Raw genomic sequence first — 26,012 nt, forward strand, 5'->3', positions numbered from 1 at the left:
CCGGCCACCCCGTTCATGCGTGCTCGGGCACGATGACCACCGGGCAGGCGGAGTGGTGCAGCACGCCGTGTGCCACCCGGCCCAGCTGGAGCCCGTAGTGCCCGGGGCGGCGCTTGGCACCGACGACCAGGAGGTCGGCCTCCCGGGAGGCGTCCACGAGGACGGGCCGGGTGTGGCCCTCGACCGTACGGCGGCGCGAGGCGACATCGGTGGGAGCGTCCCGGAGCGCCGCGTCCAGCGCCTCCACCGCCTGCTGCTCGTGCAGCCGGGCGGGTTCGCCGGACATCAGCGGGTGGTCGGTGGTCTCGTGGGCGGGCCAGCGCCAGGCCCTTACGGCGTCCACCTGCACCCCACGCCGTCGTGCCTCCTCGAAGGCGAAGCGCACCGCCGCCGAGCCCGCCGGCTTCTCTCCGACGCCCACGACGACGCGGCCGTGTGTGCCTGCCTGGGCCTGGTTGTCGTGGTTGCCGCGCACGACGACCATCGGGCACTGCGCGTGCCCGGCCACGATCAGGCTCACGGAACCCAGCAGCGCCTCGGCGATACCGCTGCGGCCGCGGGTACCCGTCACCAGCATCGAGGCGCTGCGGCTCTCCCGCACCAGCGCGTACTCGGGCTCCTCCGCCAACACCTCGACGCTCACGTCGAGTTCGGGATGACGGCGCCGGGCCCGGCGTGCGGCGTTGTCGACGATGTCCTCGGCCATCACCTGCTCGTCGGGCTTGGCGAGGTCCTCGGCGATCGAGGTGCCCTCGTAGCGCTCCCACAGCGAGGCGTACACCAGCCGCAGCGGGACCCCGCGCAGCGCGGCCTCGTCGGCCGCCCAGTCGACGGCACGCAGGCTGGGCTCGGAGCCGTCGACACCGACGACCATGGGGAGTGTCATCGTGGTCACCGCCCCGCCGCGAGATCGAAGACGATCCGGGCCTTGACGTCGCCGCGCAGCACGTCCTCGATGGACTCGTTGACGGAGTCCAGCGGGCGGGTCTCGCAGATGACCTTGGTCTGTCCGGCCGCGTGCAGCTGGAAGACCTCGGTGAGGTCCTGCCGGGTGCCGACGATGGAGCCGATCACCGAGGTGCCGTTCAGCACGGTGTCGAAGATCGGGACCTGGATCGTGCCGTGCGCGGGCAGGGCGACCATCACGAGCTTCCCGCCGCGCCGCAGGCCGGAGTTGACGGCGGCGAACGCGGCCTCGTTCACGGCCAGGGCGATCGCCGCGTGCGCGCCGCCGTGCCGCTTGAGGACCTCTCCCACGTCGTCCTTGCGGGCGTCGATGACGAGGTCGGCGCCGAGCGCGGTGGCGAGTTCGAGCTTCTCGTCGGTGACGTCGATCGCCGCGACCGTCGCCCCCGCGATCTTCGCGTACTGCACCGCCAGGTGCCCGAGCCCGCCGACCCCGGAGATGGCGACGAGCTGCGCGGGCCGGACGCCCGCGACCTTGAGCGCCTTGTAGGTGGTGACGCCGGCGCAGGTCAGCGGGGCGGCGTCGACGGCGCTGACGCCGTCCGGCACCGGCTGGGCGAAGTCGGCCCAGGCCAGCATCTTCTCGGCGTACCCGCCGTCGCAGCCGTATCCGGTGTTGATCTGCTGCTCGCACAGCGTCTCCCAGCCGGACAGGCAGTGCTCGCACCGTCCGCAGGCCTTGCCGAGCCACGGCACGGCGACGCGCTGGCCGATGCTCAGGTGGGTGACGCCGTCGCCGAGCTTCTCGACGAGGCCGACGCCCTCGTGGCCGGGCACGAACGGCGGGTTCGGCTTGACCGGCCAGTCACCGTGCGCGGCGTGGATGTCGGTGTGGCACAGCCCGGACGCCTCCACCCGGACGCGTACCTGCCCGGGACCGGGCTCGGGATCCGGACGCTCCTCTATGACGAGGGGCTCACCGAACGCTCGTACAACGGCTGCCTTCATGACTGCTGCTCCTCAGGGGGACGGGGGTGGGTCAGTCGTGTGCGACGACGGCCACGGGGGCGGTGGAGTGGTGCAGGACGCCGTGCGCGACGGGGCCGATGTGGGCGCCGAGCGCGCTGCGGCGGATCCGGCGGCCGACCACGACGAGGGAGGCATCGCGGGAGGCGTCCACCAGGTGATCTGCCGCGCTGCCGACACGCGGTTCCAGGGCGACCTCGATCTCGGGGTGCTTCTGGCGCCAGGGGCGCAGGGCCTCGGTGAGGGAGTCGGTCTCCTCGCGGGAGAGCTCGTCGTGCAGGCCCGCGTCCAGCGCGAGGCCGTAGGCGTAGTACGGCGGGAGGTTCCAGCCGTAGACGACGCGCAGGCTGGTGCCGCACCGGGCGGCCTCGGCGAACGCGAACTCGATCACCGCGTCGGCGGGCACGTCGGCGTCGAGGCCGAGGACCACGGGCCGGTCCGGGGTGTCGGACACGGGGCTCGTCCCGTCGGCGGCCTGTTCGTCGGCCCGGACCAGGACCACGGGCAGTTCGGCGCGTGCGACGACGGAGAGGCCGACGGAACCGACGAGGAATCCGCCGACACCGCTCAGTCCACGGGAGCCGAGGACCAGCAGTTCGGCGTCCTTCGCGGCATCCACCAGCGCGTCCGAGGGCGTGCCCGTCACCTGCTCCACGGTCACCTCCAGGCCGGGGTGGCGCCGGCGCAGATCCTCGCCCGCCTCGCGCGGAATCCGCTCGCTCCAGTGCTGCTGCGTCTCGGCGCCCATCAACGGGGCCTGGGCCAACGGGTCCGGGACGGGCTCCCAGACATGGACGATCTTCAGCGGCAGACCGCGCAGTTCCGCCTCGCGGGCCGCCCATTCCGCGGCGGCACTGCTCTCGGGGGAACCGTCGAGACCTGCGACGAGTGTGCGGACCATGGCTCTTCCTCCTGAACGGATGTCTGATTCCAGCTTGGTGACGTAGGGGTTCCCGCAGCAGGGGCCGCAGGTCCCCGATGGGGGCCGATCGGCCCCATGGGCAGCCGGAGGGTGGGCCCCTCGCGAGGGGCCCACCGTGTCTCCCGCGGTCAGCGCAGCCAGTTGTGGTCGCGGACGATCGGGAGCGTGGCCCAGAGCTTGCCGAGACCCCAGGTGACACCGGCGCCCGCCGCCGCGAGGGCGATCAGGACGATCGCGTAGATGAGGTGGTAGTCGGCGAACGGGTTGGACGACATGCTCAGCGTGCCGTCGGACAGGTGCCTGGCCGGCGGCCACTCGGCGATCCACATCAACGCCATCATCGCCGTACCGGCCACGGCAGCCAGCCGCAGCGCGACACCGGCAACCAGCGCGATACCGACGCCCAGCAGACCGAGCATGAACAGCCAGTTCGCCCAACCGGCACCGGCCCAGTCATGGAACGTCGACTCCATCGGACCCGCCGCCACACTGCTCAGGAAACCCTTCGTGGGCGAACCTCCGTCGATCCAGCCCTTGCCCGACGGAGTCGCATAACCGAACCCGAACGTCTTGTCCAGGAACGCCCACAGAAAGACGAACCCCGTCAGCAGACGCAACGACGCGAACACATAGGCACGCGCCGCCGTGGTCGCCGCGGTGGCCGTGGTGGCGCCGTCCGACGCCGAGCCGTTCCTGCGGAAGGTGGGCAGGTGGAAGCCGGAAGTGCGGTGCGGGTGCTCGTGCACGGCCATGATCGTGGTCCTTTCGAGGTGTCAGGTCGTTCGTTGCACCCCTGACTCTCGTGCGCCGGGCCGTCGGTCACCTGATGCCGTTGGTCCGTCGGCGCCGGGCTGAACGACCCCTTCCACAGGGCCGGTTGGACCTCCGACTCGACGGTGCCAAGACCGACCGAATGTCGTACTCGACACATGGTCGGCGTGCTGCTTCACTAGTGACATGGCATCAATTCGTCTTACGCGCCCGACACTTGAGGTCATCAAGGTGCTTCTGACGTCCACTGCCGACGACCCCGCGTGGGGGCTCAAGATCTGCGAGGAAGCCGACCTCGGGTCCGGAACGGTCTATCCCATCCTTGAGCGACTGGTCGACGCGGGATGGGCGACCCGGTATGCGGAATCGGGCGAGCATCCGGGACGGCCGAAGCGGTACTACTACGAACTCACCGCCGTGGGTCAACAAGCGGCCCACCAGGCCAAGGAGCGGAAGCCTCGGCTCTTCGGGCTGCGCTCAGCGGCTGAAGGAGGTGCGGCGTGAGCACGGACGAGGAGCGCGCCGAGACCTCCGGCGCCGGACCGGTGGCCGTTGTCGCGGTGCTGGCGCCGGTATTGTCCGGCGCGTTCGCAGCGATCTGCCTACTCGTCGGCTACGTCCTGAAGTTGCTCGATCCCGAACCCGCGTTCGCGCAGACCTTGCGGCGGAACGAGAACCCGCGACCAATCCGAGCACGGATACCCCTAACGCCCGGGCAGGCCTTCGGACCCTGGACCTCGCTTCCTTCCTCGCCGGAGAGCACAGGTCACACCTCCGCGAGGAATGGGCCTCGGTCCTGGCCGGTGATCCCGGCAACGGCATCGTCCTCTCCGGGCGCCGCCGGCTGCGGTATCGCCCTTCGGTTGTTCGTCGGCCGGCTCCGCAGAATCCGCGGCATCGAACTCGCGTCAGCACACAGCGACTCCAACGACGTCTAGCACCCGGTCACGACAGGGCCGGAACGCAGCTGCGCCCGCCAGTCCCTTCCATGGACTGGCGGGCGCCACCAGGAACGCGGCCTCGATGTCCTGCTCAACGATGGGACGCATAGCAACTAGCGCGGCGTGAAAGGGCGTTGCCGCCGAGGGCGCCGAGCAAGCGCGGGGTCTGCCCTTGTCGAACGGCGTCAGTGGTGGACGGGAGTCCCCCGGGTCGGCCGATGTGTGCGGACCACGTGGGTGGCCGACGACCCCTGCGGTGCCCGATGGGCGCGCATCCGCAGCACCAGCGCGTCGAGCGCCGCGCTGAGCACGGCGGTGGCCACGGTCGCGATCACCAGCAGGACGGTGAACTGCCTCCAGAACTCCGGTGTCAAGGTCGTACCCACGGTGTCCACCCCCTCATGTCGGTCGAGAACCTCTCTGGGTTTCATCGAAGCGCGGGCAGCCCGGTGGCACAGGGTGCCGTACGGCTCTCCCGGGGCACCGGTCGGCCCGGCCGGCGGGCCGGGTGGCCCATGGTCCGTCGGGACGCACGGGCGGACGCTGGAGGTGGTAGATCCGTACGCTTTCCGGAGGTACGCCATGAACGCTTCCCCGACCATGAGCATGCCGCGGGCCCTGCCCCCGGAGCACCGCGAACAGCTGATGAAGTTCGCCCGCGAGGTGTCCGTCCCGCAGGGTGTCCGGCTCTTCGAGGAGGGCGCCCGCGCGGACCGGTTCTGGATCATCCGCACCGGCACGATCGCCCTCGACATGCACGTGCCCGGCCGTCAGGCCGCCGTCATCGAGTCGCTGGGGCACAACGAACTCGTCGGCTGGTCCTGGCTGTTCGGCCCGCACACCTGGCACCTGGGCGCCGAGGCGACGACCCCGGTGCGTGCCTGGGAGTTCGACGCCGCGGCCGTACGCGCGCTGTGCAAGGACGATCCCGCGTTCGGCGTGAACGTCTTCCAGTGGGTGGGCGACATCGTGGCCCACCGGCTCCGCTCGGCCCGCACCCGGCTGCTGGACCTGTACGGCCCCTACGGCAGCGGCGGCATGCGGTGACCTGACCGCTCCGACCGATCGTGAGGAGTGAGGAGTGACCATGCATGGATCACCGCACATCGTGAGCGACGTGATGACCCGTACCGTCGCCACCGTCGGCCGCGGGGCCGCCTTCAAGGACATCGTGCGCACGATGCAGGAGCGGAAGGTCAGCGCCCTGCCCGTGCTGGACGCGGCGGAACGCGTGATCGGGATCGTCTCGGAAGCCGACCTGCTGCCCAAGGAGGAGTTCCGCGACGACGACCCCGACCGGCATACCCAGTTGCGCCGCCTGTCCGACCTCGCGAAGGCCGGTTCGGTGACGGCGGGCGAGCTGATGACAGCGCCCGCGCTGACCGTGGGCCCGGGCGAGACGCTCGCACGGGCCGCGCGGACCATGGCACGGGCCAAGGTGAAGCGGCTGCCCGTCGTCGACCACGCGGGCCGGCTGGAGGGCGTGGTCAGCCGGGCCGACCTGCTGAAGGTGTTCCTCCGGGACGACGAGGAGATCGCGGAGGAGGTACGGCGCGAGGTGGTGGCGTATCTGTTCCCCGGTCCGGCGTCCACGGTGCGGGTCGAGGTCCGGGACGGTGTCGTACGGCTCGGCGGCCGGGTACGGGACACGTCCCTGGTCCCGGTGGCAGCGCGGCTGGTGCGAGCCGTGGAGGGGGTCGTGGACGTGGAGTTCGGACTCGACGGGCCCGACGATCGCTCGGCGTAGCGAGAGCGCCGGAAGGGCCCTGAGTCCGTAAGCCGTTGCCCCGTCGGCCACCGACGACCGGCGGAGCAACGGCGTCTCAGCCGGTCCTGCGCCCCCAGCGCGCACCGGTCCGCTCCCACTCCTCGCCCCACCGCTCGGTGGCCCGCCGCTCCACCCGCAGCCGGATCAGCCGTCCGCCCGCGAGCACGAACAGCCCACCCGCCAGGCCGACCCCGGTACCGGCCAGCACCACACGTGCCGTCTCCACCGCCGGGCTCGCGGGCTCGTCGACCAGGTGGCCGTGCCCGTCCGTCCACACCGGTACCGAGTTACCGACGGTGGTTCCGGCCTTCACGTCCGCCGTGGCGGTACGGACGGTGCCCTGCGCATCGGTCCAGCGCACGTTCGCCCGCACACGGTTGTGGTCGTCCGCACCGCGCGGCACGGTGCCGAGCAGCACGGCGGTGGCCGGTCGAGGCTCTGCTCCGCTCCTCGCCTGCGTGGCCTCGAAGGCCTGAGCACCCGCGACGCCGGCGACGGCTCCCCCGGCTGTCGCGATCGCCCAGGCGGCCAGGACGATCCACGCCTCGACCGCGTCGCTGTGCCGGCGCAGTTCATTGCGCCGCCAGCGCCACCCCAGGACCTTCACGCGCTTGGTCTTCCGCATCGGTCACACCCCCTCACGGGCCTCATGGAGACGAGAACAACAGGAAGATCTCAGCGGGTGATCGCCGCGGGGAGGGGCCGCCGGACCTTCGCACGAGGGCCGGTCGGGACAGGCCGAAAGGGCCGGTTGGGCCGGTCGGCCCTAGTGCTTCGGGGCCGGGCGCGTGATGATCGAGGTCACGGACGGCCCGCAGTCCGTTCATACTCCGGGGAACGAGGGGTCGAGATGACCGAGGCACGCACCTTCACCGCGCAGGACCCGATCCGCGTCTTCCTGCTGGACGACCACGAGGTCGTACGACGCGGTCTGTCCGACCTCCTGGACGCGGAGGAGGACATCTCGGTGGTCGGCGACGCCGAGAACGTCGAGCACGCCCTGGTGCGGGCCCCTGCGGTGCGCCCGGACGTCGCCGTCCTGGACGTACGCCTTCCCGACGGCGACGGCATCACCGTCTGCCGCGAACTCCGCGACCAGATGCCGGAGTTGGCCGTGCTGATGCTGACCTCGTTCGACGACGAGGACGCCCTGCTCGACGCCATCATGGCCGGAGCCTCGGGCTATGTGCTCAAGCAGATCAAGGGCTCCGACCTGGTCTCGGCGGTACGCACCGTCGCCTCCGGCCAGTCGATGCTCGACCCCGCGACGACCGCCCGCCTGATGCGCTCCCTGCGGGCCGAACCGGCCCAAGCCCCGGAGATGGCACCGGAGTTGGCGAGCCTGTCGCCGCGCGAGCGGGAGATCCTCGCGCTGATCGGGGACGGACTCACCAACCGCGAGATCGGCAAGAGGCTGTACCTGTCGGAGAAGACCGTCAAGAACCACATCTCCCGGCTGCTCGCCAAGCTGGGCGTCCAGCGCCGGGTGCAGGCCGCGGTCCTCGCCTCACACCTGGAACAGCCGGAGTCCAGCGGCCGTTCCGGCACCTGAGCCGCGCGCCGGGCCGATCGGCGCGCCCCGGGGCCGTACGGCCCCTCCCCCGGCCCTCCTCACGCCACCACGCTGGACAGGAACAGCCAACGGCCCGGCCGCCTTTCGGGCGCGGGGCGGGGAGGAGACCTCATGTCCAGCACGGTTCTCGACGTCCCGACCCTGGAAACGCTGATCGCGGCGTCCGTCGCCGCGCCCTCGATCCACAACACCCAGCCCTGGCGCTTCCGGCTCGATCCGGACACGGTCACGCTGGAGATCCGGGCGGTCGCGGAACGCGGTCTACGGCACACCGATCCGTCGGGACGCGCCCTGCACATCTCGGTCGGCTGCGCCCTGTTCAACCTGCGCGTGGCGGTCGCCCACTGCGGCTGGGAGCCCGTGGCCCGCCGCCTCCCCCGACCCTCCGAACCCGACCTGCTCGCCACCGTACGACTCGCCGGAACCACCCGGTTCTCAGCGGCACCGGAGCTGTACGACGCCGTGTGGCGCCGGCACAGCAGCCGCTTCCCGTTCGCCGACCGGCCGGTGCCCGCCTCCGTACTGACCGAACTGACCGAGGCCGCCCACGCGGAGGGCGCCGTACTGGACCTCCCCGGACCCGCGCGGACCGACCGTCTGCTGCGGCTGACGCGGGAGGCGGAGCAGCGCAACACCGCCGACTCGGACCGGGCCACGGAAAGCCGCCGCTGGGTCCACTCTCCGAACAGCGAATCCCTCGGCATGCCACCGGAGACGGTCGGCCCGCAGGACTTCCGGGACCAGATCCCGATGCGGGACTTCAGCGCCCGTCCGCACCCCGCGTCGCTCCTCGCCCGCCCCTTCGAGAAGCGACCCTCCATCGCCGTACTGTCCACCCTCCACGATCGCCGGACGGACTGGCTGCGCGCCGGCGAGGCACTGGAACGCGTCCTGCTCGTGGCCACCGCCCACGGCGTGCGGGCATCCCTGCTCCATCAGGCGCTGGAATGGCCCGACCTGCGCGAGCACCTCGCGGACGACCGACGGGAGCACGCGCAGATGGTGCTCCGCCTCGGCTACGGACCGCAGGGGCCCGCCTCGCCCCGCCGTACGGCACGTCAGGTGCTGACGAAGGATGCACGGCTCGCTCCTACCACGAGCTGAGGGCGGCCGTGGACCGTCCGGCATGGAGCCTCCGCATGCGCCTGTCGCGGAACCGGCATTTCCCCTCCACAGATTCCGGCCGCCTCCCTACGGTGGGTCGGCGGGCCCGCTGCTCACTCCGCTCGGCTTCCAGGATTTTCCCGGACGTCCACTCGTGTTCCACGGCGGATTCAGGAGGCGCGGCATACCCGAAAGCAAACAGGCCACCACCCTCGACCAGCCCAGTCCCTGCGCGGCGACCAGGCCGGGCGGCTGAGGCTCATCGGCAAGAACAGCGGATGGCGCACCAACGGGGCCCAGATGGTTCCGGGCAACTACGGTGGCGCGACCCAGCGCACCGACCTGCTCTTTCTACGACTCCGACGCGGCGGAGGGCTCTTTCCATCCCGGCCACTTCGGCGGCGGCACCGGCCTGACCGACCCGCTGGTCTACGACGCGACACAGCAACAGATGGATTTCTTCTCCACGAACGGCCGACCTCTAGCTTCCTCCGCACAGTTCGGGGCGCCCCGGGAGGAAGCGGTGGAACGGCGGGTGACCGGTGGAACACCAGGTGGTGTTCCACCGGTCACTCCTTCCTGCGGCCCTCCATGAGGGCTAGCAGCGGACGAGGGCGACGGGGCAGTCCGCCTCGTGGAGCGCCGTCTGGCACACCGGGTCCAGCGGCAGGCGCACGAACCGGAACCGGTCGCGCACCCCGACCACCAGGAGCTGGCTGTCCGCGCTGGCCTCGACGAGGCCCCGGCGGGAGCGGCCACGCAGCCGGCGGCAGCGCAGGGTGACGTCCGGGTACCGCTCGCGCAGCTCGGACAGCGCCTCGGCGAGCACGACGTCCTCCTCGTCGCCGGTGTCGGCCGGGGCGGACCCGCCGTAGGGACGGGCGGCGGAGATGTTCCGCAGCTGCACGGACACCAGGTCCGCCCCGCGTGCCGAGGCCTCGGCGAAGGCGAATTCGGCGGCTCCTCGCAGCGTCGAGGTGCCGTGGACCACGAGCAGCACCGGGCCGACCGGGTTCGGCCGGCCGCGCACCACCAGCAGCGGCCCGGACCCACACGCGGACAGGTGCCCGGCGAGCGAGTCGTCGCGCAGGGTGCCGCGTGCGCCGTTGCTTCCGACGACGGTCAGCGAGGCGGTGCGCGACTCGCGCTCCAGCACGGTCCCGGGCTCACCGACGAGGACTCCGCGCGAGATCCTCACGCTCGGTGCGGCGTCACGGGCGCGCCGCTCGGCCCCGGCCAGCACGCCGTTCATCGGCGCGCGCACGCCGGTCCCGCCCACCTCCCACGAGGGAATTCCGAACCGGCCGGCCCCGGACGGCCAGCCGACCGCCTGCGTCAGCTCCAGACCGACGCCGAGCCGCTCGGCCTCCAGAGCGGCGACTTCCACCACCGTCAGATTCGACCGCGAACCGTCCACTCCCACGACCACCGGGCCACTCATCACAGTCCACCCCTCTCCAGGCACCCTCCCTGGACGGAAGAAGCGCTCCACTGGCTCCCAGACTCGTGCGGCCGGCCTCAGTCCCACAGGGGCCGGACGGCCCTCACCGGCACACCGACCGGCCCCCGACCCGGGCCCGTCGGACCCGGCCGTTCCCCGGACGGCGCACCGGCCATGTCCACAACGCCGAAGGGTGGGGCGACGGACGGGCCTCTGCCGTCGATCGTCGCCCCACCCTTCGGCCTCAGCGCTCGGTGAGCCTGGAGCCGTCCGTGCGCAGTACGGCCAGGCGGTTGCGGTACTCCTCCTCGTCGATCTCCCCGTGCGCGAACCGGTCGGCGAGCACCTGCTCGGGCGGGGGCGATCCGACGGTGTGCGGACGCTGAGAGGTGTGACCGAGGTTGCGGATGAGCAGGACGGCGACGGTCAGGAGCACGGCCCACAGCAGGACCGAGCCGATCGACATCGCGAACAAGTCCCAGCCGCTCATGGCGTGTTGGTTCCCATACATCATCACAGCGGTTACTCCTCAGTCGTGCGGGACCACGGCGACAGGGCAGTCGACGTCGTGGACGGCCGCGTGGGTCACGGGGCCGGTTCGGCGGCCGAGCGGCCGCTCGGCGACGCGGTGGCCGACGACGAGCAGACCCGCTCCGGAGGCGGCCCGGACCAGCGCGGTCCGGGGCCGGTCCTTGGTCACGGTCGCGACGACCTCGACGTCGGGGTACTTGTCGCGCCACAGCCGCAGCGCGCCGGTCAGGAGGTTCTGCCGTTCCTCGGCCCGGTGCGCGTCGTCGAGCAGGTCGACCTCACCGGGACCGAGCCCCAGGACCGGCGTCTGCCAGGCGTGGACGACACGGAGCCGGGCGTCACGCAGCCGGGCCGCCTCGAAGGCGAACTCGATCACCGCGTCGGCGGGTGGGTCGAGGTCGGCGGCCAGGACCACGTCCCGGTACGCGGTCCGCGGGCCGGCGTCGGTCTCGTCGGTCGGCCGCCGCTCGTCCGTCGCGGCCTCGCCGGCCCGGACGAGGACGACGGGACGGGTGGCACGGGCCACCACACCCTGCGCGACCGAGCCCACCAGGAACCCGGTGAACCCGCTCAGCCCGCGCGACCCCAGCACCAGCAGTTCGGCATCCTCGGACGCCTTCAGCAGCTCCGCGATCGCGAGACCCTCCACCAACTCGTTGACCAGGCGCACGTCCGGGTACACCGCCCGGACCCGGTCCTGTGCCTGCCTCAGGGCGCTCCGCGCCAGATGCCGCTGGACCGCGCTGTCGAACTCCTCCTCCGGACGCGGATGCCGGTCCCAGGCGTGCACGAGCCGCAACGGCAGGCCGCGGCGCAACGCTTCCCGGGCCGCCCATGCGGCGGCGGTCAGGCTCTCCGCGGATCCGTCCACTCCGGCCATGACGGAGGCAAGCATGATCCGCACCTCCCCTTGCTCGGTGTGTTCCTCGATGCCAGCGTCGTTCCCCGGTCGGCGGGGTGGGAGAGGCCGCCGGGCCTCCCTCAGGACCAACCGGCCCCATTTCCCCGTCGTCGACGGCCAGTTCACGAGCCCGCGGAACGAGGGCCACTCGGCCCGGCCGCCTGCCCGTTCAGCCCCTGGGCCGCCGAAGACCGGAGCGGGACGCTGGCGCTGATGCCGGCTGAAGGATGCCGCCGGCTGCCTGGTTTTCGGCTACAGCTCGCTCGTCGGCTTCCCGCTGATGGCCACCGGAACTACCGGAGTCGACCGCCTTGTTCTCCGAAAGGATCGTTCGCCATGAATGAAGCGATGCCCGCGGTCCACCCCGCCCGGTTGACCGCGAGCCTCGATCCGTCCCTGTCGCGCTGGCTGTGGCTGGTGAAGTGGCTGCTCGCCGTCCCCCACTACGTCGCCCTGTTCTTCCTGTGGGTGGCCTTCGTGGGGACGAGCGTGGTGGCCTTCTTCTCGATCCTGTTCACCGGCCGCTACCCGCGCCCGCTGTTCGACTTCAACACCGGTGTGCTGCGCTGGAGTTGGCGCGTGGCGTACTACGCGTACGGCGCCCTGGGCACCGACCGCTACCCGCCCTTCACCCTCGCCGACGTGCCCGACTACCCCACGCACTGGGACGTGGCGTACCCGGAGCAGCTGTCCCGAGGCCTCGTCCTGGTGAAGTGGTGGCTCCTGGCCGTTCCGCACTACCTGGTCCTGGCATTCCTGCTCGGCGGGCTCAAGGTGCCCTGGGCGTCGGGCGGGCTCATCGCACTGCTCGCCATATTCGCCGGGGTCTCGCTGGCCGCCACCGGGCGCTACCCGCGCGGCCTGTTCGACCTGGTGATCGGGCTCAACCGGTGGGTACTGCGCGTGGTCGCCTACGCGGCACTCCTCACCGACGTGTATCCGCCGTTCCGGCTCGACCAGGGAGGTGACGAACCCGGATCCGCGTCCTGAGCACGGCACCGTCGCGGCCCGGGCCCTCAGGGCCCGGGCGGCAAGGGCCTGTTGGGCCCGGACACGGCCCCGTCGGCTCACGCCACGGCCGCCGTGTCCGGGCCATCGTGATGACAGGAGACCGACCAGGGAGGTTGCCATGACCGAACACACCGACGGCACCGGCATCGTGGTGGGCGTCGACGGCTCCGAGCCGTCGATGGCCGCCCTGCGCTGGGCGGCCGAGCAGGCAACAGTCCTGCACACGGACATCGTCGCCGTGCACGCCTGGGAACCGGCGGCGAACGGGCACGCGCCCTACGCCCCGGCACCCGCCGGTCCGACGCTCGTCCAGGAGCGCGAACGGGCCGCCCAGATCCTCGCCACCACCGTGCGCGATGCCCTGGGCCCCCGGACCAGCGATGCCGTCCTTCGCATCGTGGTGGAAGGACCGCCCGCACGCGTACTGCTCCAACAGGCCCGCGGCGCAATGCTGTTGGCCCTTGGACGCAAGGCGCACGGGAACTTCGGAATGCCCTCGGTCGGCCCGGTGGGCCGTGAGTGCCTGCGGCACGCGACGGTCCCCGTGGTGACCGTGCCGGTCGCGGACCGGTCCCGGGGGCCGCTGGAAGCCGTCGACTCAACCTCACTGGCCGGGAGTGGTGCCTCGTAGCACCAGGGCGGGCGGAAGGCCGACCGGTTCGGACCCTTGGGGTCCGGGCCGGCCTCTCGTGCCGGAGGACATGAAACGCATACATCGGACCAGGCTGCAGGCGCCGAACGGCCCCGGCGGCCGGGTTCCTGGGACCCGTACGAGGTCATGGCCGGAGCAGGGTGGGCACATCGACGGTCGTCGGCGTGACGGGCTCGTGGAAAACACCCCGGCGCTGCGTGACATCCGGCCCGTTCAGGGGCAGACGGGGGGCCGGGAAGAATGATCCACTGTGGCGGAGCGACGCCTACTTCGGAGTCACCGGCACCTTCCACACGAGCGCGGTGCCGCCGCCCTGCGGAGTCGTCCACTCCAGCTTTCCACCCAGTTGCTGGGCCCGCTCCGCCATGTTCCGCAGCCCGCTGCGTCGGCCCTCGGCCGGTATGCCCACCCCGTTGTCGGTGACCGACAGGCGTACTTCGCGGCCGTCGGTCATCAGGGCGACGTCGGCACGGTCGGCCTGAGCGTGCCGGGTGATGTTGGTCAGCGCCTCGGACAGCACGGCGATCACATGGTCGGCGATCTCCCGGGGCACGTCGGTGTCGACCAGGCCCTCCATACGGACGCTGGGGGCGAAGCCGAGCACGGGAGAGGCTTCGCCGACCGCGCGCACGACACGAGCCCGCAGCCCCGTCCCGGCGCCGCCGTCACGCGCCCGCAGGCCGAAGATCGTCGACCTGATGATCTTGATTGTCTCGTCCAGGTCGTCCACCGCCCGCACCACGCGTTCGGCGGCCTCTTCGTGCTCGATGAAGCGGCCGGCGCTCTGCAGGGTCATGCCGGTGGCGAACAGCCGTTGGATGGCCAGGTCGTGCAGGTCGCGGGCGATGCGGTCGCGGTCCTGGAGTACGGCGATCTCCTGCGCGTCCCGTCGGTGGTCGGCCAGTTCCATCGCGATGGCGGCCTGGGCGGCGAAGTCCTGGAGGGTCTCGGTCTCCGTCGCCGAGAAGGGCGGTCGCCCGGCCTCCCGCGCCAACAGGAGGACGCCGCGCACACCCGCCTCTGCCGTACCGATGGGCACGGCCACGGCAGGACCGAGTCCTCCGAAGCGTGGTGGATCCAGCGAGATGCGACCGTCGTTGCCCACGTCCTTGCTGGTGACGGGGGTGGCGCGGGCGAATGCCAGTCCCATCAGGCTGCTGTCCATGGACAGGATGAGGCCCTGATGCGCCTCCGCGTCCATCCCTACGGCGATCTCCACGGTGAGCGATCCGGTGCCCTCCATCGGCAGCGCCACCGCCGCGAGGGCCGATCCCGTGATCTCGCCGGCCCGCTCGGCGATCAGCGCGAGGACGTCGCTCCGCGCACCACCGGACATCAGCCCGTGGGTGACCTCGGCGTTCGCCCGCAGCCAGCGCTCACGCAGCCGGGACTCCTCGTAGAGGCGTGCGTTGTCGATGGCGACACCGGCCGCGACGGCCAGGGTCGACAGCACCGACTCGTCGTCCTCGTCGAACTGCACGCCGCCGCGCTTCTCGGTCAGGTACAGATTGCCGAAAACCTGGTCGCGTACGCGGATCGGGACACCGAGGAAGCTGTTCATCGGCGGGTGATTGGCCGGGAATCCGTACGACGCGGAGTGCTCGGAGATCTTCGTCAGCCGCAGCGGCTCCGGGTGCCGGATCAACTCGCCCAGAATGCCGTGGCCCTGCGGATAGGGGCCGATCTCGGCGATCTGCTCGTCGCTGACGCCGACGGTGTGGAAGGCCGACAGGGCTTTACCGTCCGGGGTGATCACGCCGAGCGCGGCGTACTCCGCGTCGACCAGAACCGCCGCCGCCTCCACGATGCTGTGCAGGGCCTGCTCCAGGTCCAGCTCCCGGCCGACCGAGAGGACCGCCTCCAGCAGGCTGTGCACCCGGTCGCGCGTGCCCCGAGCCGTGTCCAGACGGGCCTGTAGTTCCTCCAGCAGCTCGTCCATCTTGAGCTGCGGCAGCCGGACCCGAGCCACCCGGGACTCCTCAGGGCTTCCCACCGGTGATCCTCCAGATCCCCTAAACACACCGCGGGCCTACCGCTCCGGTCATGTGCCACGGTATCCGCCCCGAGCCGGTGAGGATATGGGGATCAAGCACCTGGAGAAATGTTCCGGGACCCGAGAACTCGATCAGTGGCCCTCCTCTCCGGGGCTGGCCCGACGGCAAGGAAACGGGACCCACCGGCCCTCACACAGGGCCGGGCGGCCCTGTGTTCGCCCTCCGCACCAGGGCCAGTCTGGAACTGCTGACGCGCGATCAAAGGAGTGGAGCAGATGACGCTCAAGGACACCGGCAGCCAGACCCCTTCGCCCGCCGCCGTACAGGTACGGACCGAGGGGGACGTGGACGCGGAAGCACTCACCTGCCTGCGGGCCAAGCTGAGCGCGGTCCTCGACCGCCCGGGACTCGCGCCCGTCGGCGGCGAGGTGCGGATCGCCAGGGCCGCGGCGCACCACGCCGACCAGCCGTGGTCGGCCGGGGCCGAGATCCGAGTGGGGAGCGATCTTCTCGTCGTCCACGCGCGGGAGGCGAGCGCTCACGAGCTCGCCGATCGGTTGCAGGACCGGCTGCGCACCCGCCTGGACCGGGTGGTGCACCGCGAGGACACGGCCCGCAGGTCGGCCACACCGCCTCCGTGGCGCGGCGGCCCGGCGGACGGTCGGCAGGATCCGTGAAACATGGTCCGGGCGACTGCCCGTCGCCCGGCACGAGAGGAACGGCCGCTCCGGACACGGCAGTTGGACGGCCGTTCCCCTCCGGCGCAGGTGAAGGAGGAAAGTGCCGTGAAGACCCACACCGTCGGTGAAGTGATGACCAGCGATGTCGTCCGGGCCCATCCCATGACCCCGTTCAGGGAAGTGGTCCGGCTGCTGGAGCTGCACCGGATCAGCGGAGTGCCCGTCGTCGACCACGACGACAAGGTGCTGGGGGTGATCTCCGGGACCGATCTGGTGCGCGAGCAGGCGCGCCGCGCCCGCGCGGAGGAGGGGTGCATCGCCACGGCGGAGCACCTGATGTCGACGCCCGCGGTCACCGTGCACCCCGAGCAGCCCGTTCCGGACGCCGCGCGGGTCATGGAACGCCGTGGCATCGAGCGGCTGCCCGTGGTGGACGAGGAGGACCGCCTGATCGGCATCGCCACCCGCCGCGACCTGCTCCGGGTCTTCCTCCGCACGGACGGGGACATCCGCCGTGAGGTGATCGACGACGTCCTGGTCGGCGCTCTCGGCCTGGCCCCCGACACCGTCACCGTGCTCGTCCGCGACGGGCTGGTCACCCTGACCGGCCCGTTGGAACGGCGTAGCGACGTCCCGGAGGCGATCCGGGCCGTGTGGCGGCTGGAGGGCGTCTCCGGAATGGTCAACGGCCTCACCCACCGTGTCGACGACGGGCCGCCGCCCGCACGGCAGGCTCCGGGGCAAAGGGCCGGTCGGACACCGCCCGGGGCCGAACGGCCCTAGCCCGACCAGCACCGGAACGGCTCGAATGGCCTGATCAACCTCAGACGCCCCACCCACCGGCCGCCACCCGGGTGCGCCGGTGGGCCGCAGGCCGGAGACATCGAGCAGTGAGCGAAGAACCTGCCGCGAGGCATCCCCAGGCCCCGGACCCAGAGCAGCCTCTCGCCGAGGAGCCGCCGCGCCGGACCGTCGAGATCGACGGCGCGGAGGCACTGCGGCTGCTGGGCAGCGTGCCGATGGGGAGGATCGCCTTCACCCGGCGGGCGCTGCCGACCATCCGCCCGGTGAACCACATCGTGGACGACGGGAACATCGTCATCCGCACGCACGAGGGCGCGGCTCTGACCTCGCGCACGCTCCAGGCCGACGGCCCGGGAGTCGTCGTGGCCTACGAAGCCGACGCCATCGACCCCGACACGCACCTCGGCTGGAGCGTGGTGGTCACGGGATACGCCCACCTGGTCACCGACGCCCGTGAACTCGCCCGCTACCAGGCGCTGTTGCGCCCCTGGGTGCGACAGCCGATGGACTACGCGGTCCGCATCCACCCGGACCTGGTCACCGGGCTCCTGCTCGTCCCGGTCGACCAGTCGGCCGAAGCCTGACCCTCGGCCTTCCCGTGCCCGTCCGTCTCCCCCACGGACGGGCACGGGTCATGTGCGTCAGCCGCTTGCCGCCCCGACGACGTACGTGTCGGTCGTGGGGAACCACCGCTCCGCGCGCTACGGCGGTTCCTTGTGGCCGATGACGAGCAGCGAGGCGTCACGTGAGGCGTCCGCCGGGTACGAACCGGCGTGGCCGACCACGCCCCCTCGACACTGGCGAACTCGGTTGCGGCGTCGCGGCGTTCACCCCGGCCGAGGCCGAGTACGACGTCACGGCACGAGGCCGTCTGGTGGGCGGTCTCGGAGGTGTCCTGGCCACGGGTGTCCCCGGCATTCGCGCCGGCCGGCACAAGGGCAACAGAACGGTCGGCCCAGCCCGGTACAGCCGGCGCCACGGAGCCGAGCGCATGTCCGGCGGCCCGGCCCAGCCCCTGTACTTCGGCGCTCTGCACCCCTAACACCAACAGCTCCGGCTCCCGCGCGACGCCCGACAGGACCACCTCGATCTCACACGGCATCTGCATGGACCGATCCGCACTGGACGGCGGCACCTCCCCCGGCCAACGGCACGTAGGCGTAGGGCTGTTGCTCCCCGACGCGCACGAGACGCAGCGTCGCGGCACGAAGCAGTGCACGCGGGCGACGGCACACGAACGACCGGGGCGCCACCGCCAGTTGACGGTGGCGCCCCGGTCCCAACGGGCATCCGGCTGTCTACTTCAGCCAGGTGTGGTCGCGGACGATGGGCAGCGTGGCCCAGACCTTGCCGAGACCCCACGTGACACCGGCACCCGCAGCCGCGAGAGCGATCAGGACCACGGCGTAGACGAGGTGGTAGTCGACGAACGGGTTCGACGACATGCTCAACGTGCCGTCCGACAAATGCTTCGCCGGCGGCCACTCTGCGATCCACATCAGCGCCATCATCGCCGTACCCGCCACAGCCGCCAACCGCAACGCGACACCGGCAACCAGCGCCACACCGACGCCCAACAGACCAAGCATGAACAGCCAGTTCGCCCAGCCCGCACCGGCCCAGTCATGGAACGTCGACTCCATCGGACCCGCCGCCACCGAACTCAGAAAACCCTTCGTCGGCGAACCGCCGTCGATCCAGCCCTTACCGGACGGAGTCGCATAACCGAACCCGAACGTCTTGTCCAGGAACGCCCACAAGAAGACGAACCCCGTCAGCAGACGCAGGGACGCGAACGCATAGGCACGCGTCGCGGTCGTCGCCGCCGTCGTGGCGGTGGCGGCCTGTGCCGTTCCGGTCCGGTGGAAGGACGGGAGGCGGAATCGCGGGTGGTGTTGGGGCTGGTTCTGGACTGCCATGATGCTCATCCCTTTCGAGGGAACGATGCCTGGGATTCGACGACTCTCGTTGCGCCCTCAATGTCTCGCGGTGGGCGCCGGCGGCAGAGGGGCTGCAGGTCCCCGGTCGAGGGCCCGAACGGCCCTGTCCGCCGGGTCACTTGGCGGTGGGCACCACGACCACAGGGCAGTGGGAGCGGTGCAGCAGGGTGTGCGCCACCGGACCCGGTCGCGGGCCGAACCGGTGGGTGCGGTGATGGGCACCGACGACCACGACGGCACAGTCGCGCGTGGCCTCCAGCAGGGCGTGCGCCGGCCCGGTACGGACCGTGCGGCTCTCGACCTGGATGCCGGGATGCCGTTCGCTCAGCCGGGCCAGGCTGAAGCGCGGTACGGAGTCCTCCACCCTTGTCCGCTGGGCGAGTTGCTCCTGGCCGGGGCTCGTGGCCGGGACCAGTGAGGGCGGTTCGGGGGTGACGTGCCGGTGGGTCCAGGAGTGCAGGACGTGCAGCGGGACACCGCGCCGCTCGGCCTCCTGGAAGGCGTAGAGCGCCGTGTCCTCGTCGCGGTCGCCCTCCAGGCCGAGCAGCACGGGCCTGCCGTCGTCGCACGGGTGGTCACCGCGGACGACGAGCAACGGGCTGTGCACCTGCGCGGCCAGCCGCAGGCTCACCGAGCCGAACAGCAGTCCGGCGATGCCACCCATGCCCCGGGTGCCCACGACGGTGAGATCGGCGCCCTCGCTCTCCCGCACGAGCGTGCGCACCGGACCGCCGACGGCGTCCCTGGTCACCACCGGCAGCTCGGGGTGACGTGCGCGGACACGCGTGACCGCGGACGCCAGGACCGGTCCGGCCTCGTCGCTGTCGGGTACGGCGTACACGACACCCAGTTCGACGCCGCGACGCGCGGCTTCGTCCGCAGCCCAGTCCAATGCCCGGACCGAGACGACCGAACCGTCCACTCCGACGACCACATGATGGAGAGTCATGTCCCGTTTCCCTTCTGGCTGTTACGTGTTCGGCGGGAAGGGGCCGCCAAGACGCACAACGGCTCCGGTGACGAGGCTCGTCCTGCGCGGACGGGTCGGGTCAGGGGCCACGGGAACCTGCTGACACGCCGTACGGCCCCTTCCTTGTGGGGCCGAACGGTCCAAGGTGTGTTCAGCGGTTGAGATCCACCCCGTACAGCGAGCGCCCGCCGACGAGTTCACGTCCCGTCACCAGCTCGGGCTGGACGCGTACGAAGACCTCCTGGGGCGAGGGCACCCAGGAGGACGGGCCGGTCCGGGTCAGGCGTTCGTGTTCGCTCGGGTCGGTCACCACGGTGGCCGACCCGGTGACGACGACGCTCCAGCCGGAGTGCGCAACAGCATCGACTTCGTCGGCCTCGAAGGCGACCACCGAGCCGTCGATCGCGCGCACCAGCTCCGAGGCCGCGGAGGTGCGCAGCAGCACCGCCCCGTCGTGGTCCAGGGAGAAGTTCACGGGCAGGACGGCGGGCATGGCCTGGCGGGTGTGGACGATACGGCCGACGGGCACCTTGGCCAGCCGGCGCAGGCATTCGTGTCGTTCCAGTTCGCGGAATCCGTCGTTGGAATACATCAGCCAGTCCGTCTCTCGCCGGGTCTGTGTGTGGGTGTCACTCCATGTTTCGCGCTGCGGGGTCGACGGGTGAGGGGCCATCAGTCCCGCTCGCTTCGGCGAAGGTCCCTTGGCGCGTGGTGATCCGGCGTCCGGTGAGGCTCAGCGCGTCGATGCGGATCCACTCCTCGCGTCGGCCGCCGGCCCACGGTGTGCTGAACGCGTTTTCCGTCAGCCGCCGTACCTCTTCCGGGTCGGTCACGGTCCGCGCCCGGCCGAGCGCCAGCACGCTCCAGCCTTCCGCGAACGCCTCGTCGATACGGTCGATCTCGAAGGTCACCTGGCAGCCCGCCGCCCGGGACGGCATGGCGCCGGGAGCGGTCCGGTACACGATCGCGCCGTCGACCACGCTGTAGTTGACGGGGACGATGACGGGTCCCGAAACGGTGGGTATCGCAACCCTGCCCACCCCATTCGTGGACAGCAGCTCGCGGCACTCCTGAACGGTCAGCGCGGTGAACGTCGGGTCGGAACCGGCCCGCCCCGCACCGGGCGTCTGGTCGCCGGTGCCTCCGGCGAGGTCGGTCACGGTGGTGTCCAGGGCCGCGGCGAGCCTGAGCAGAACGCTCCGGCCCGGCGCGGCACCGGGGAACTCCTCCAGGTACTGGAGGTAGCTCGCCGCCACACCGGCCCGGTCGGCCGTCTCCTCGCGGGAGAGGTCAAGTGCCGTGCGCCGTACGGAGATCCGGCGTCCGAGATCACCCGTGGGGGTGCCCTCTGCCACGGTCAGCGGGAACGGGTCAGTCATGGCTGTTCACGTCCTTTCGTCCTGTCGCCGGTACGGCGACTTCCTCGTGCCGGGTCCCGCCGAGCACGACCTTGAGGGCGCCGGTGTCGGCCGCCTCGGCGAAGACGTCGTACGCCTCCTCCATGAGGTCCAGCGGGAAGGTGTGGGTGACCAGCGCGCCGGTGGGCAGCCGGCCGGCCGCCGCCATGCGCAGCAGGGTGGGTGTGGAGTGGGTGTCGACCAGGCCCGTGGTGATGGTGATGTTCTTGATCCACAGGTCTTCGAGGTGCAGGGCCGCGGGCTTGCCGTGGACGCCGACGTTGGCGACGTGGCCGCCGGGGCGCACGATGCGGGTGCACAGTTCGAAGGTCTCGGGCACGCCGACCGCCTCGATGACGACGTCGGCTCCGAGCCCGTCGGTAAGGTCGGCGATCAGTTCCTCGGGCGTCTCGCGGGCATCGACGACAGTGTCGGCGCCGAGCCGCTTCGCCGCGTCCAGCCGGGCGGGGGCCAGGTCCACGGCGACGACGCGCTCGGGCGAGAACAGCCGGGCGGTGGCGATCGCCGCCAGCCCGACCGGGCCCGCTCCGACGACGGCGACGGTGTCGCCGGGACGCACCTGCCCGTTGAGCACGCCCACCTCGTACCCGGTGGGGAAGATGTCCGCCAGCAGGACGGCGTCCTTGGCGTCGAGCGTGCTGGGCAGCGGGTGGACGGAAAGGTCGGCGTGCGGGACGCGCACGTACTCGGCCTGGGTGCCGTCGATCAGGTGCCCGAGGATCCAGCCTCCGCCGTCGCGGCACTGGCCGTACATGGCCTTGCGGCAGTAGGCACAGCGTCCGCAGGCGGTGATGCAGGAGACCAGGACCCGGTCCCCGGGCCGTACGGTCCGCACGTCGGAGCCCGCTTCCACGACCTCGCCGACCGCCTCGTGGCCGAGGACGGTGCCGGGGCGCACCTCGGGCACGTCGCCCTTGAGGATGTGCAGATCGGTTCCGCAGATGGTGACGGCGTCGACGCGCACGATCACGTCGGTGGCGTCCTTGATGCCGGGATCCGGGACGGTGTCCCAGGAGAACTGGCCCGGGCCGTGGAAGACGAAGCCCTTCATGACGTTCCTTCCCCACTCGGTCGACTGCCCCCGCGTGTCCAGCGTGTCCGGGTCCGTCGGTCCTGGCTTGGGCCGGTCGGCCCTCATCGTCCGGCCGGACGGGCTCGTTGCGACCGGGCGTCAGCGGAGTGGGCCGAACGGCCCCGGGTCGAACAGCTGGGCGGGGCTGGTCGGCCCTTCCGGGCGGGACCGTTCGGCCGGTTGGCTCGCACCATGACCGAGATCCACACCACCGCCACCCTGCGCTCCTCGGAACGCGTGATCGCCGGGACGACCGTCGTGGCACTGTCCGGCGAGATCGACCTCCTCACGGCGCAGCCGCTGTCCGAGCGCCTGGACATGCTGACTGCGGGCCCCCGCCCCGATCTCGTACTGGATTTACGCTCTGTGTCGTTCATCGACTGTGCCGGGCTGAGTGTGCTGTGCCGGGCGCGGAACCGGACGGCGGCCCGCGGCGGACGGCTCCGGTTCGTCACCGGGAACACCGGCTTCCTGCGGATCCTGCGCCACGCCCAACTCGGCGGCGTCTTCGAGATCCACGCACGGCTCTCGAACGCCCTTGCCGCCAAGCCGGAGTCCGGCGACACCTCCGCCACAGCGGGCTGAACGGCCCAACCGGGTGCCGCATGCAGTGCCGATGGGGTACTTCCACAGCCCCTGTTCGGCCCAAGCGACGCCGTGGTCCCGACTGACACCTTCGAAGGGACGACCACGACGAGGAGGTGCGGACTGATGGGCAGGAACAGGCGTCTGAAGAAGCGGCTGTGGCGGTTGCGGAGCAACCCGTTGCGCCGACACGACGACATCGTCGAGGCCTGGATCGTCCTGGTCATGTGGGCGGTCGTCGTGGTGGGCGGCGCACTCGCCGGCCTGGTGACGTTCCACGCCGCCGACGAGGTGTTCGCCGCGCAGCGCACCGAGCGGCACACCGTTCAGGCCGTGCTCCTCACGGACACCCCGCCCGCGAACTCGACGCCGGGCGGAACGCGCGACCTGATCAAGGCGAAGGTCCGCTGGACGACCGCCGACGGCACCCGCCGTACGGGCAGCGCGCTGGTGGACACGGGGCAGAAGGACGGATCCAAGGTCGTGGTCTGGGTGGACTCCGCCGGCAACTTCACCATCGAGCCGCCGAGTTCGAAGGAAGCGACTCTCGAATCCGCCGTCCTGGGCCTGACCGCCACGCTTGCCTTCGCCGGCCTGGCGTTCGGCACCGGAGCCGTCGCACGGTACCGGCTGGACCGGCGCCGTATCGACTCCTGGGACAGGGAGTGGCAGCTTGTAGGGCCGAGCTGGGGCCGCAAGACCAGCTGACGCCCGACACACGACCGTCGCTGCCCGACAATGCCTGGCCTCCGCGTACGCGTCACACGCGAGCGGATCGGCCGGCACCAACTCTTCGGCAGTGACCCGCTCCTCCTCGGCTACCGTGCGCCGAGTACGAGGAGGAGCGCGCGATGAACGCGGAGAGCGACCCGGCGGGCTCGGGTGGGATGAAACGGCGTCTGGGATTGTCCGATGCCGTGGTGATCGGCCTGGGGTCGATGATCGGAGCCGGGATCTTCGCGGCCCTCGGCCCGGCGGCCGACGCCGCCGGTTCCGGACTGCTGCTGGCTCTGGCCCTGGCCGCTGTCGTGGCCTACTGCAACGCGACGTCCTCGGCCCGTCTCGCCGCCCTTTACCCCCAGTCCGGCGGCACCTACGTCTACGGCCGCGAACGCCTGGGCGGCTTCTGGGGTTACCTGGCCGGCTGGGCGTTCGTGGTCGGCAAGACGGCCTCGTGCGCGGCCATGGCCCTCACGGTCGGCGCCTATGTCTGGCCCGACCAGACCCACGCGGTGGCCGTGGCCGCCGTAGTGGCGCTGACCGCGGTGAACTACACCGGCGTGCAGAAGTCCGCCCTCCTCACCCGCGCCGTCGTCGCGGTCGTCCTGGCCGTGCTCGCCGCCGTGGTCGTCACCGCCCTGACCTCCGCCTACGCGGACACGACTCGGCTGGGCATCGGCGCGGACACCACCGTCACCGGACTGCTCCGGGCCGCGGGCCTGCTCTTCTTCGCCTTCGCCGGCTACGCCCGCATCGCCACCCTCGGCGAGGAGGTCCGCGACCCCGCCCGCACCATCCCGCGCGCCATCCCGATCGCACTCGGGATCACCCTCGCCGTCTACGCCCTGGTCGCGGTCGCCGCCCTGACACTGCTGGGCCCGCGCGGGCTGGCGGACGCTACCGCCCCGCTCTCGGACGCCGCGCGCGCCGCGGGCGCCGACTGGCTGGTGCCGGCCGTCCGCATCGGCGGTGCCGTTGCCGCGCTCGGCTCACTGCTCGCGCTGATCCTCGGGGTCTCCCGCACCACCCTCGCCATGGCCCGCGACCGGCACCTGCCGCACGCCCTGGCCTCCGTCCACCCCCGCTTCGGTGTCCCCCACCGCGCCGAACTCGCGGTCGGCGCGGTGGTCGCGGTCCTGGCCGCGACCACGGACGTGCGCGGTGCGATCGGCTTCTCCTCCTTCGGCGTCCTGGCCTACTACGCCATCGCCAACGCGTCCGCCTGGACCCTCACCGAGGAAGAAGGCCGGCCCAACCGCCTCGTCCCCGTCATCGGCCTGGCCGGCTGCGCGACCCTCGCCTTCGCCCTGCCCGCGAGCACCGTCGTCTCCGGCGCCGCGGTCCTCGTCCTCGGGGCTGGGTTCTACGGTCTACGACGGGTCACGACGGCAACGGGCAACCGCCCGTAGGTGTGGATCCCGTGACGTGCGATGCAGGTGGTCATCCTTCGTCGTAGCAGAGGCAGAAGGGGTGGCCGGCGGGGTCGAAGAGCACTCGGACGTTCGCCTGCGGCTGGGACTCCGCGACCGTCGCGCCCAGGGCGACCGCCTCGGCGACCGCCGAGTCCAGGTCGCCCACCTGGAAGTCGAAGTGCATCATCGGGCGCTGCTCCCCGTCGGCCAGAGGCCAGACGGGGGCCCGATAGTCGTCCGCCTGCTGGAACACGAAGAAGGGCCCGTGCGGTGAGGCGGCGACGACGGCCGTTCCCGGCTCCTCGTGTCCGATGTGCCAGCCGAGCAGTTCGGCGTAGAACCTCGCCAGGCCGCTGGGGTCCGGCGCCTCGATCGCCGTTCCCCACCACATGCCGTCAGTCCGGGACTTCATTCCCGCAGCCTGCCGTACGCCCACCTGTTTGTCGCGCGTGAGGCGTGATCGGGCAGCGGTGGTTTCATGGCGCTCGACGAGGGCGCCGGGGCCTGTGAACCAACGACTGTGGCTTCAGGCCGGCGCCGGTACCAGCGGCGTAGTTCGTCGGCGCCCCAGACGATGAAGGGGAACGGTGCGACGAGGGCCCACTGGCCCGCGGACAACGCTTCCGTACCCAGCACCGTGTGCGCGAAGGGGACGTACACCCCCGCGAGGGCGAAGGCCCCGGCGAAGCCGAGGGCGCCCAGGAGGGGTTTGTTGGTGAACAGGCCGACGCTCCGCAGCGAGGCGTGTTCGGTGCGCACCGCCATGGCCGTGCCGAGCTGGCAGGCCACGATCCCGACCCAGGTGATGGTGGTGGCCTGCCGGTAGGCGTGGTGGAGGGGGCTGCCGGCGCCGACGGCGTCGCCCGGGTG

31 protein-coding genes are annotated in these 26,012 nt (G+C 71.5%); 14 read left to right on the plus strand and 17 right to left on the minus strand.

Annotated elements, in window-relative coordinates; genetic code table 11:
* Window positions 1–13: 13 nt before the first annotated feature.
* From ACIBK4_RS39065 to ACIBK4_RS39080, 4 genes are all read right to left on the minus strand, one after another.
* On the minus strand, window positions 14–886 hold the full coding sequence (locus ACIBK4_RS39065) for a universal stress protein (protein ID WP_399002860.1): 873 nt from the start codon (window positions 884–886) through the stop codon (window positions 14–16).
* Window positions 887–891: 5 nt separating this feature from the next.
* Entirely contained in the window at window positions 892–1,914 is a 1,023-nt protein-coding gene (locus ACIBK4_RS39070) for a zinc-dependent alcohol dehydrogenase (RefSeq protein ID WP_399002862.1), read from the minus strand.
* A 31-nt stretch (window positions 1,915–1,945) separates the two neighbouring features.
* Window positions 1,946–2,833 carry a universal stress protein gene (locus tag ACIBK4_RS39075; protein ID WP_399002864.1) on the minus strand — a complete coding sequence of 296 codons (888 nt, stop codon included), beginning with the start codon at window positions 2,831–2,833 and terminating at the stop codon, window positions 1,946–1,948.
* A gap of 149 nt (window positions 2,834–2,982) precedes the next feature.
* Window positions 2,983–3,606 carry a hypothetical protein gene (locus ACIBK4_RS39080; RefSeq protein WP_399002866.1) on the minus strand — a complete coding sequence of 208 codons (624 nt, stop codon included), beginning with the start codon at window positions 3,604–3,606 and terminating at the stop codon, window positions 2,983–2,985.
* Between the two features lie 205 nt (window positions 3,607–3,811).
* On the opposite strand from ACIBK4_RS39080, the gene ACIBK4_RS39085 reads away from it, so the two are divergent.
* Both ACIBK4_RS39085 and ACIBK4_RS39090 read left to right on the plus strand, forming a co-directional pair.
* Window positions 3,812–4,129 (plus strand): PadR family transcriptional regulator, encoded by a 318-nt coding sequence (locus ACIBK4_RS39085; RefSeq protein WP_399002868.1) that lies wholly within the window; start codon window positions 3,812–3,814, stop codon window positions 4,127–4,129.
* Window positions 4,126–4,563 (plus strand): hypothetical protein, encoded by a 438-nt coding sequence (locus tag ACIBK4_RS39090; protein WP_399002870.1) that lies wholly within the window; start codon window positions 4,126–4,128, stop codon window positions 4,561–4,563. Before ACIBK4_RS39085 ends, ACIBK4_RS39090 begins: the two co-directional genes overlap by 4 nt.
* A 188-nt stretch (window positions 4,564–4,751) precedes the next feature.
* On the opposite strand, the gene ACIBK4_RS39095 is transcribed toward ACIBK4_RS39090, so the two are convergent.
* On the minus strand, window positions 4,752–4,952 hold the full coding sequence (locus ACIBK4_RS39095) for a hypothetical protein (protein ID WP_399002872.1): 201 nt from the start codon (window positions 4,950–4,952) through the stop codon (window positions 4,752–4,754).
* Window positions 4,953–5,148: 196 nt separating this feature from the next.
* On the opposite strand from ACIBK4_RS39095, the gene ACIBK4_RS39100 reads away from it, so the two are divergent.
* Together ACIBK4_RS39100 and ACIBK4_RS39105 are read left to right on the plus strand one after the other, a co-directional pair.
* Entirely contained in the window at window positions 5,149–5,613 is a 465-nt protein-coding gene (locus tag ACIBK4_RS39100; protein WP_399002874.1) for a Crp/Fnr family transcriptional regulator, read from the plus strand.
* Window positions 5,614–5,653: 40 nt separating this feature from the next.
* Window positions 5,654–6,313 (plus strand): CBS domain-containing protein, encoded by a 660-nt coding sequence (locus ACIBK4_RS39105; RefSeq protein ID WP_399002876.1) that lies wholly within the window; start codon window positions 5,654–5,656, stop codon window positions 6,311–6,313.
* A gap of 76 nt (window positions 6,314–6,389) precedes the next feature.
* Here ACIBK4_RS39105 and ACIBK4_RS39110 read toward each other — a convergent pair whose 3' ends face one another.
* Window positions 6,390–6,959 carry a hypothetical protein gene (locus ACIBK4_RS39110; RefSeq protein WP_399002878.1) on the minus strand — a complete coding sequence of 190 codons (570 nt, stop codon included), beginning with the start codon at window positions 6,957–6,959 and terminating at the stop codon, window positions 6,390–6,392.
* A 225-nt stretch (window positions 6,960–7,184) separates the two neighbouring features.
* On the opposite strand from ACIBK4_RS39110, the gene ACIBK4_RS39115 reads away from it, so the two are divergent.
* Window positions 7,185–7,886 (plus strand): response regulator, encoded by a 702-nt coding sequence (locus ACIBK4_RS39115; RefSeq protein WP_399002880.1) that lies wholly within the window; start codon window positions 7,185–7,187, stop codon window positions 7,884–7,886.
* A gap of 132 nt (window positions 7,887–8,018) precedes the next feature.
* On the plus strand, window positions 8,019–9,011 hold the full coding sequence (locus ACIBK4_RS39120; RefSeq protein WP_399002882.1) for an Acg family FMN-binding oxidoreductase: 993 nt from the start codon (window positions 8,019–8,021) through the stop codon (window positions 9,009–9,011).
* Window positions 9,012–9,609: 598 nt separating this feature from the next.
* Here ACIBK4_RS39120 and ACIBK4_RS39125 read toward each other — a convergent pair.
* From ACIBK4_RS39125 to ACIBK4_RS39135, 3 genes are all read right to left on the minus strand, one after another.
* On the minus strand, window positions 9,610–10,452 hold the full coding sequence (locus ACIBK4_RS39125) for a universal stress protein (RefSeq protein ID WP_399002884.1): 843 nt from the start codon (window positions 10,450–10,452) through the stop codon (window positions 9,610–9,612).
* A 244-nt stretch (window positions 10,453–10,696) separates the two neighbouring features.
* Window positions 10,697–10,942, minus strand: a complete 246-nt coding sequence (locus ACIBK4_RS39130; RefSeq protein WP_399002886.1) for an SHOCT domain-containing protein — start codon at window positions 10,940–10,942, stop codon at window positions 10,697–10,699.
* 39 nt (window positions 10,943–10,981) lie between these two features.
* Window positions 10,982–11,878, minus strand: coding sequence for a universal stress protein (locus ACIBK4_RS39135; RefSeq protein ID WP_399002888.1), 897 nt, complete (start codon window positions 11,876–11,878; stop codon window positions 10,982–10,984).
* A gap of 342 nt (window positions 11,879–12,220) precedes the next feature.
* Here ACIBK4_RS39135 and ACIBK4_RS39140 point away from each other — a divergent pair, with 342 nt between their 5' ends.
* Window positions 12,221–12,874 carry a DUF4389 domain-containing protein gene (locus ACIBK4_RS39140; protein ID WP_399002890.1) on the plus strand — a complete coding sequence of 218 codons (654 nt, stop codon included), beginning with the start codon at window positions 12,221–12,223 and terminating at the stop codon, window positions 12,872–12,874.
* Between the two features lie 139 nt (window positions 12,875–13,013).
* On the plus strand, window positions 13,014–13,526 hold the full coding sequence (locus tag ACIBK4_RS39145; protein WP_399002892.1) for a universal stress protein: 513 nt from the start codon (window positions 13,014–13,016) through the stop codon (window positions 13,524–13,526).
* Window positions 13,527–13,812: 286 nt separating this feature from the next.
* On the opposite strand, the gene ACIBK4_RS39150 is transcribed toward ACIBK4_RS39145, so the two are convergent.
* Window positions 13,813–15,540 (minus strand): GAF domain-containing protein, encoded by a 1,728-nt coding sequence (locus ACIBK4_RS39150; protein ID WP_399002894.1) that lies wholly within the window; start codon window positions 15,538–15,540, stop codon window positions 13,813–13,815.
* Window positions 15,541–15,816: 276 nt separating this feature from the next.
* On the opposite strand from ACIBK4_RS39150, the gene ACIBK4_RS39155 reads away from it, so the two are divergent.
* The 3 genes from ACIBK4_RS39155 to ACIBK4_RS39165 all read left to right on the plus strand — a co-directional run bounded on the left by ACIBK4_RS39155 (window position 15,817) and on the right by ACIBK4_RS39165 (window position 17,609).
* A complete protein-coding gene (locus ACIBK4_RS39155; protein ID WP_399002896.1) occupies window positions 15,817–16,218 on the plus strand; it encodes a hypothetical protein in 402 nt (133 codons plus the stop codon).
* Between the two features lie 108 nt (window positions 16,219–16,326).
* A complete protein-coding gene (locus ACIBK4_RS39160; RefSeq protein ID WP_399002898.1) occupies window positions 16,327–17,004 on the plus strand; it encodes a CBS domain-containing protein in 678 nt (225 codons plus the stop codon).
* 107 nt (window positions 17,005–17,111) lie between these two features.
* Window positions 17,112–17,609, plus strand: a complete 498-nt coding sequence (locus ACIBK4_RS39165) for a pyridoxamine 5'-phosphate oxidase family protein (RefSeq protein WP_399002900.1) — start codon at window positions 17,112–17,114, stop codon at window positions 17,607–17,609.
* Window positions 17,610–18,323: 714 nt separating this feature from the next.
* Here ACIBK4_RS39165 and ACIBK4_RS39170 read toward each other — a convergent pair.
* The 5 genes from ACIBK4_RS39170 to ACIBK4_RS39190 all read right to left on the minus strand — a co-directional run bounded on the left by ACIBK4_RS39170 (window position 18,324) and on the right by ACIBK4_RS39190 (window position 22,404).
* Entirely contained in the window at window positions 18,324–18,944 is a 621-nt protein-coding gene (locus ACIBK4_RS39170; protein ID WP_399002902.1) for a hypothetical protein, read from the minus strand.
* Window positions 18,945–19,080: 136 nt separating this feature from the next.
* Window positions 19,081–19,914, minus strand: a complete 834-nt coding sequence (locus ACIBK4_RS39175) for a universal stress protein (protein WP_399002904.1) — start codon at window positions 19,912–19,914, stop codon at window positions 19,081–19,083.
* Window positions 19,915–20,086: 172 nt separating this feature from the next.
* Window positions 20,087–20,527, minus strand: coding sequence for a pyridoxamine 5'-phosphate oxidase family protein (locus tag ACIBK4_RS39180; protein WP_399002906.1), 441 nt, complete (start codon window positions 20,525–20,527; stop codon window positions 20,087–20,089).
* 37 nt (window positions 20,528–20,564) lie between these two features.
* The gene (locus tag ACIBK4_RS39185) at window positions 20,565–21,314 is read right to left on the minus strand and encodes a helix-turn-helix domain-containing protein (protein ID WP_399002908.1); all 750 of its coding nucleotides are present in this window, start codon (window positions 21,312–21,314) and stop codon (window positions 20,565–20,567) included.
* Window positions 21,307–22,404 (minus strand): zinc-dependent alcohol dehydrogenase family protein, encoded by a 1,098-nt coding sequence (locus tag ACIBK4_RS39190; RefSeq protein ID WP_399002910.1) that lies wholly within the window; start codon window positions 22,402–22,404, stop codon window positions 21,307–21,309. The genes ACIBK4_RS39185 and ACIBK4_RS39190 overlap by 8 nt, the downstream gene beginning before the upstream one ends.
* Window positions 22,405–22,617: 213 nt before the next feature.
* Here ACIBK4_RS39190 and ACIBK4_RS39195 point away from each other — a divergent pair, with 213 nt between their 5' ends.
* From ACIBK4_RS39195 to ACIBK4_RS39205, 3 genes are all read left to right on the plus strand, one after another.
* A complete protein-coding gene (locus tag ACIBK4_RS39195) occupies window positions 22,618–23,010 on the plus strand; it encodes an STAS domain-containing protein (protein ID WP_399002912.1) in 393 nt (130 codons plus the stop codon).
* A gap of 126 nt (window positions 23,011–23,136) precedes the next feature.
* Complete coding sequence (locus ACIBK4_RS39200) at window positions 23,137–23,718, plus strand: hypothetical protein (protein ID WP_399002914.1); 582 nt, start codon at window positions 23,137–23,139, stop codon at window positions 23,716–23,718.
* Window positions 23,719–23,861: 143 nt separating this feature from the next.
* Complete coding sequence (locus ACIBK4_RS39205) at window positions 23,862–25,139, plus strand: APC family permease (protein ID WP_399002916.1); 1,278 nt, start codon at window positions 23,862–23,864, stop codon at window positions 25,137–25,139.
* A 31-nt stretch (window positions 25,140–25,170) separates the two neighbouring features.
* Here the strand turns inward: ACIBK4_RS39205 and ACIBK4_RS39210 are convergent, their stop codons facing one another.
* Window positions 25,171–25,554, minus strand: coding sequence for a VOC family protein (locus ACIBK4_RS39210; RefSeq protein ID WP_399002918.1), 384 nt, complete (start codon window positions 25,552–25,554; stop codon window positions 25,171–25,173).
* Window positions 25,551–26,012 (minus strand): cation transporting ATPase C-terminal domain-containing protein (locus ACIBK4_RS39215; RefSeq protein WP_399002920.1); only part of this gene is annotated, 462 nt, incomplete at its 5' end. The genes ACIBK4_RS39210 and ACIBK4_RS39215, both read right to left, overlap by 4 nt.

The organism is Streptomyces sp. NPDC050528 (genome assembly GCF_044457795.1).
Lineage (GTDB): Bacteria > Actinomycetota > Actinomycetes > Streptomycetales > Streptomycetaceae > Streptomyces.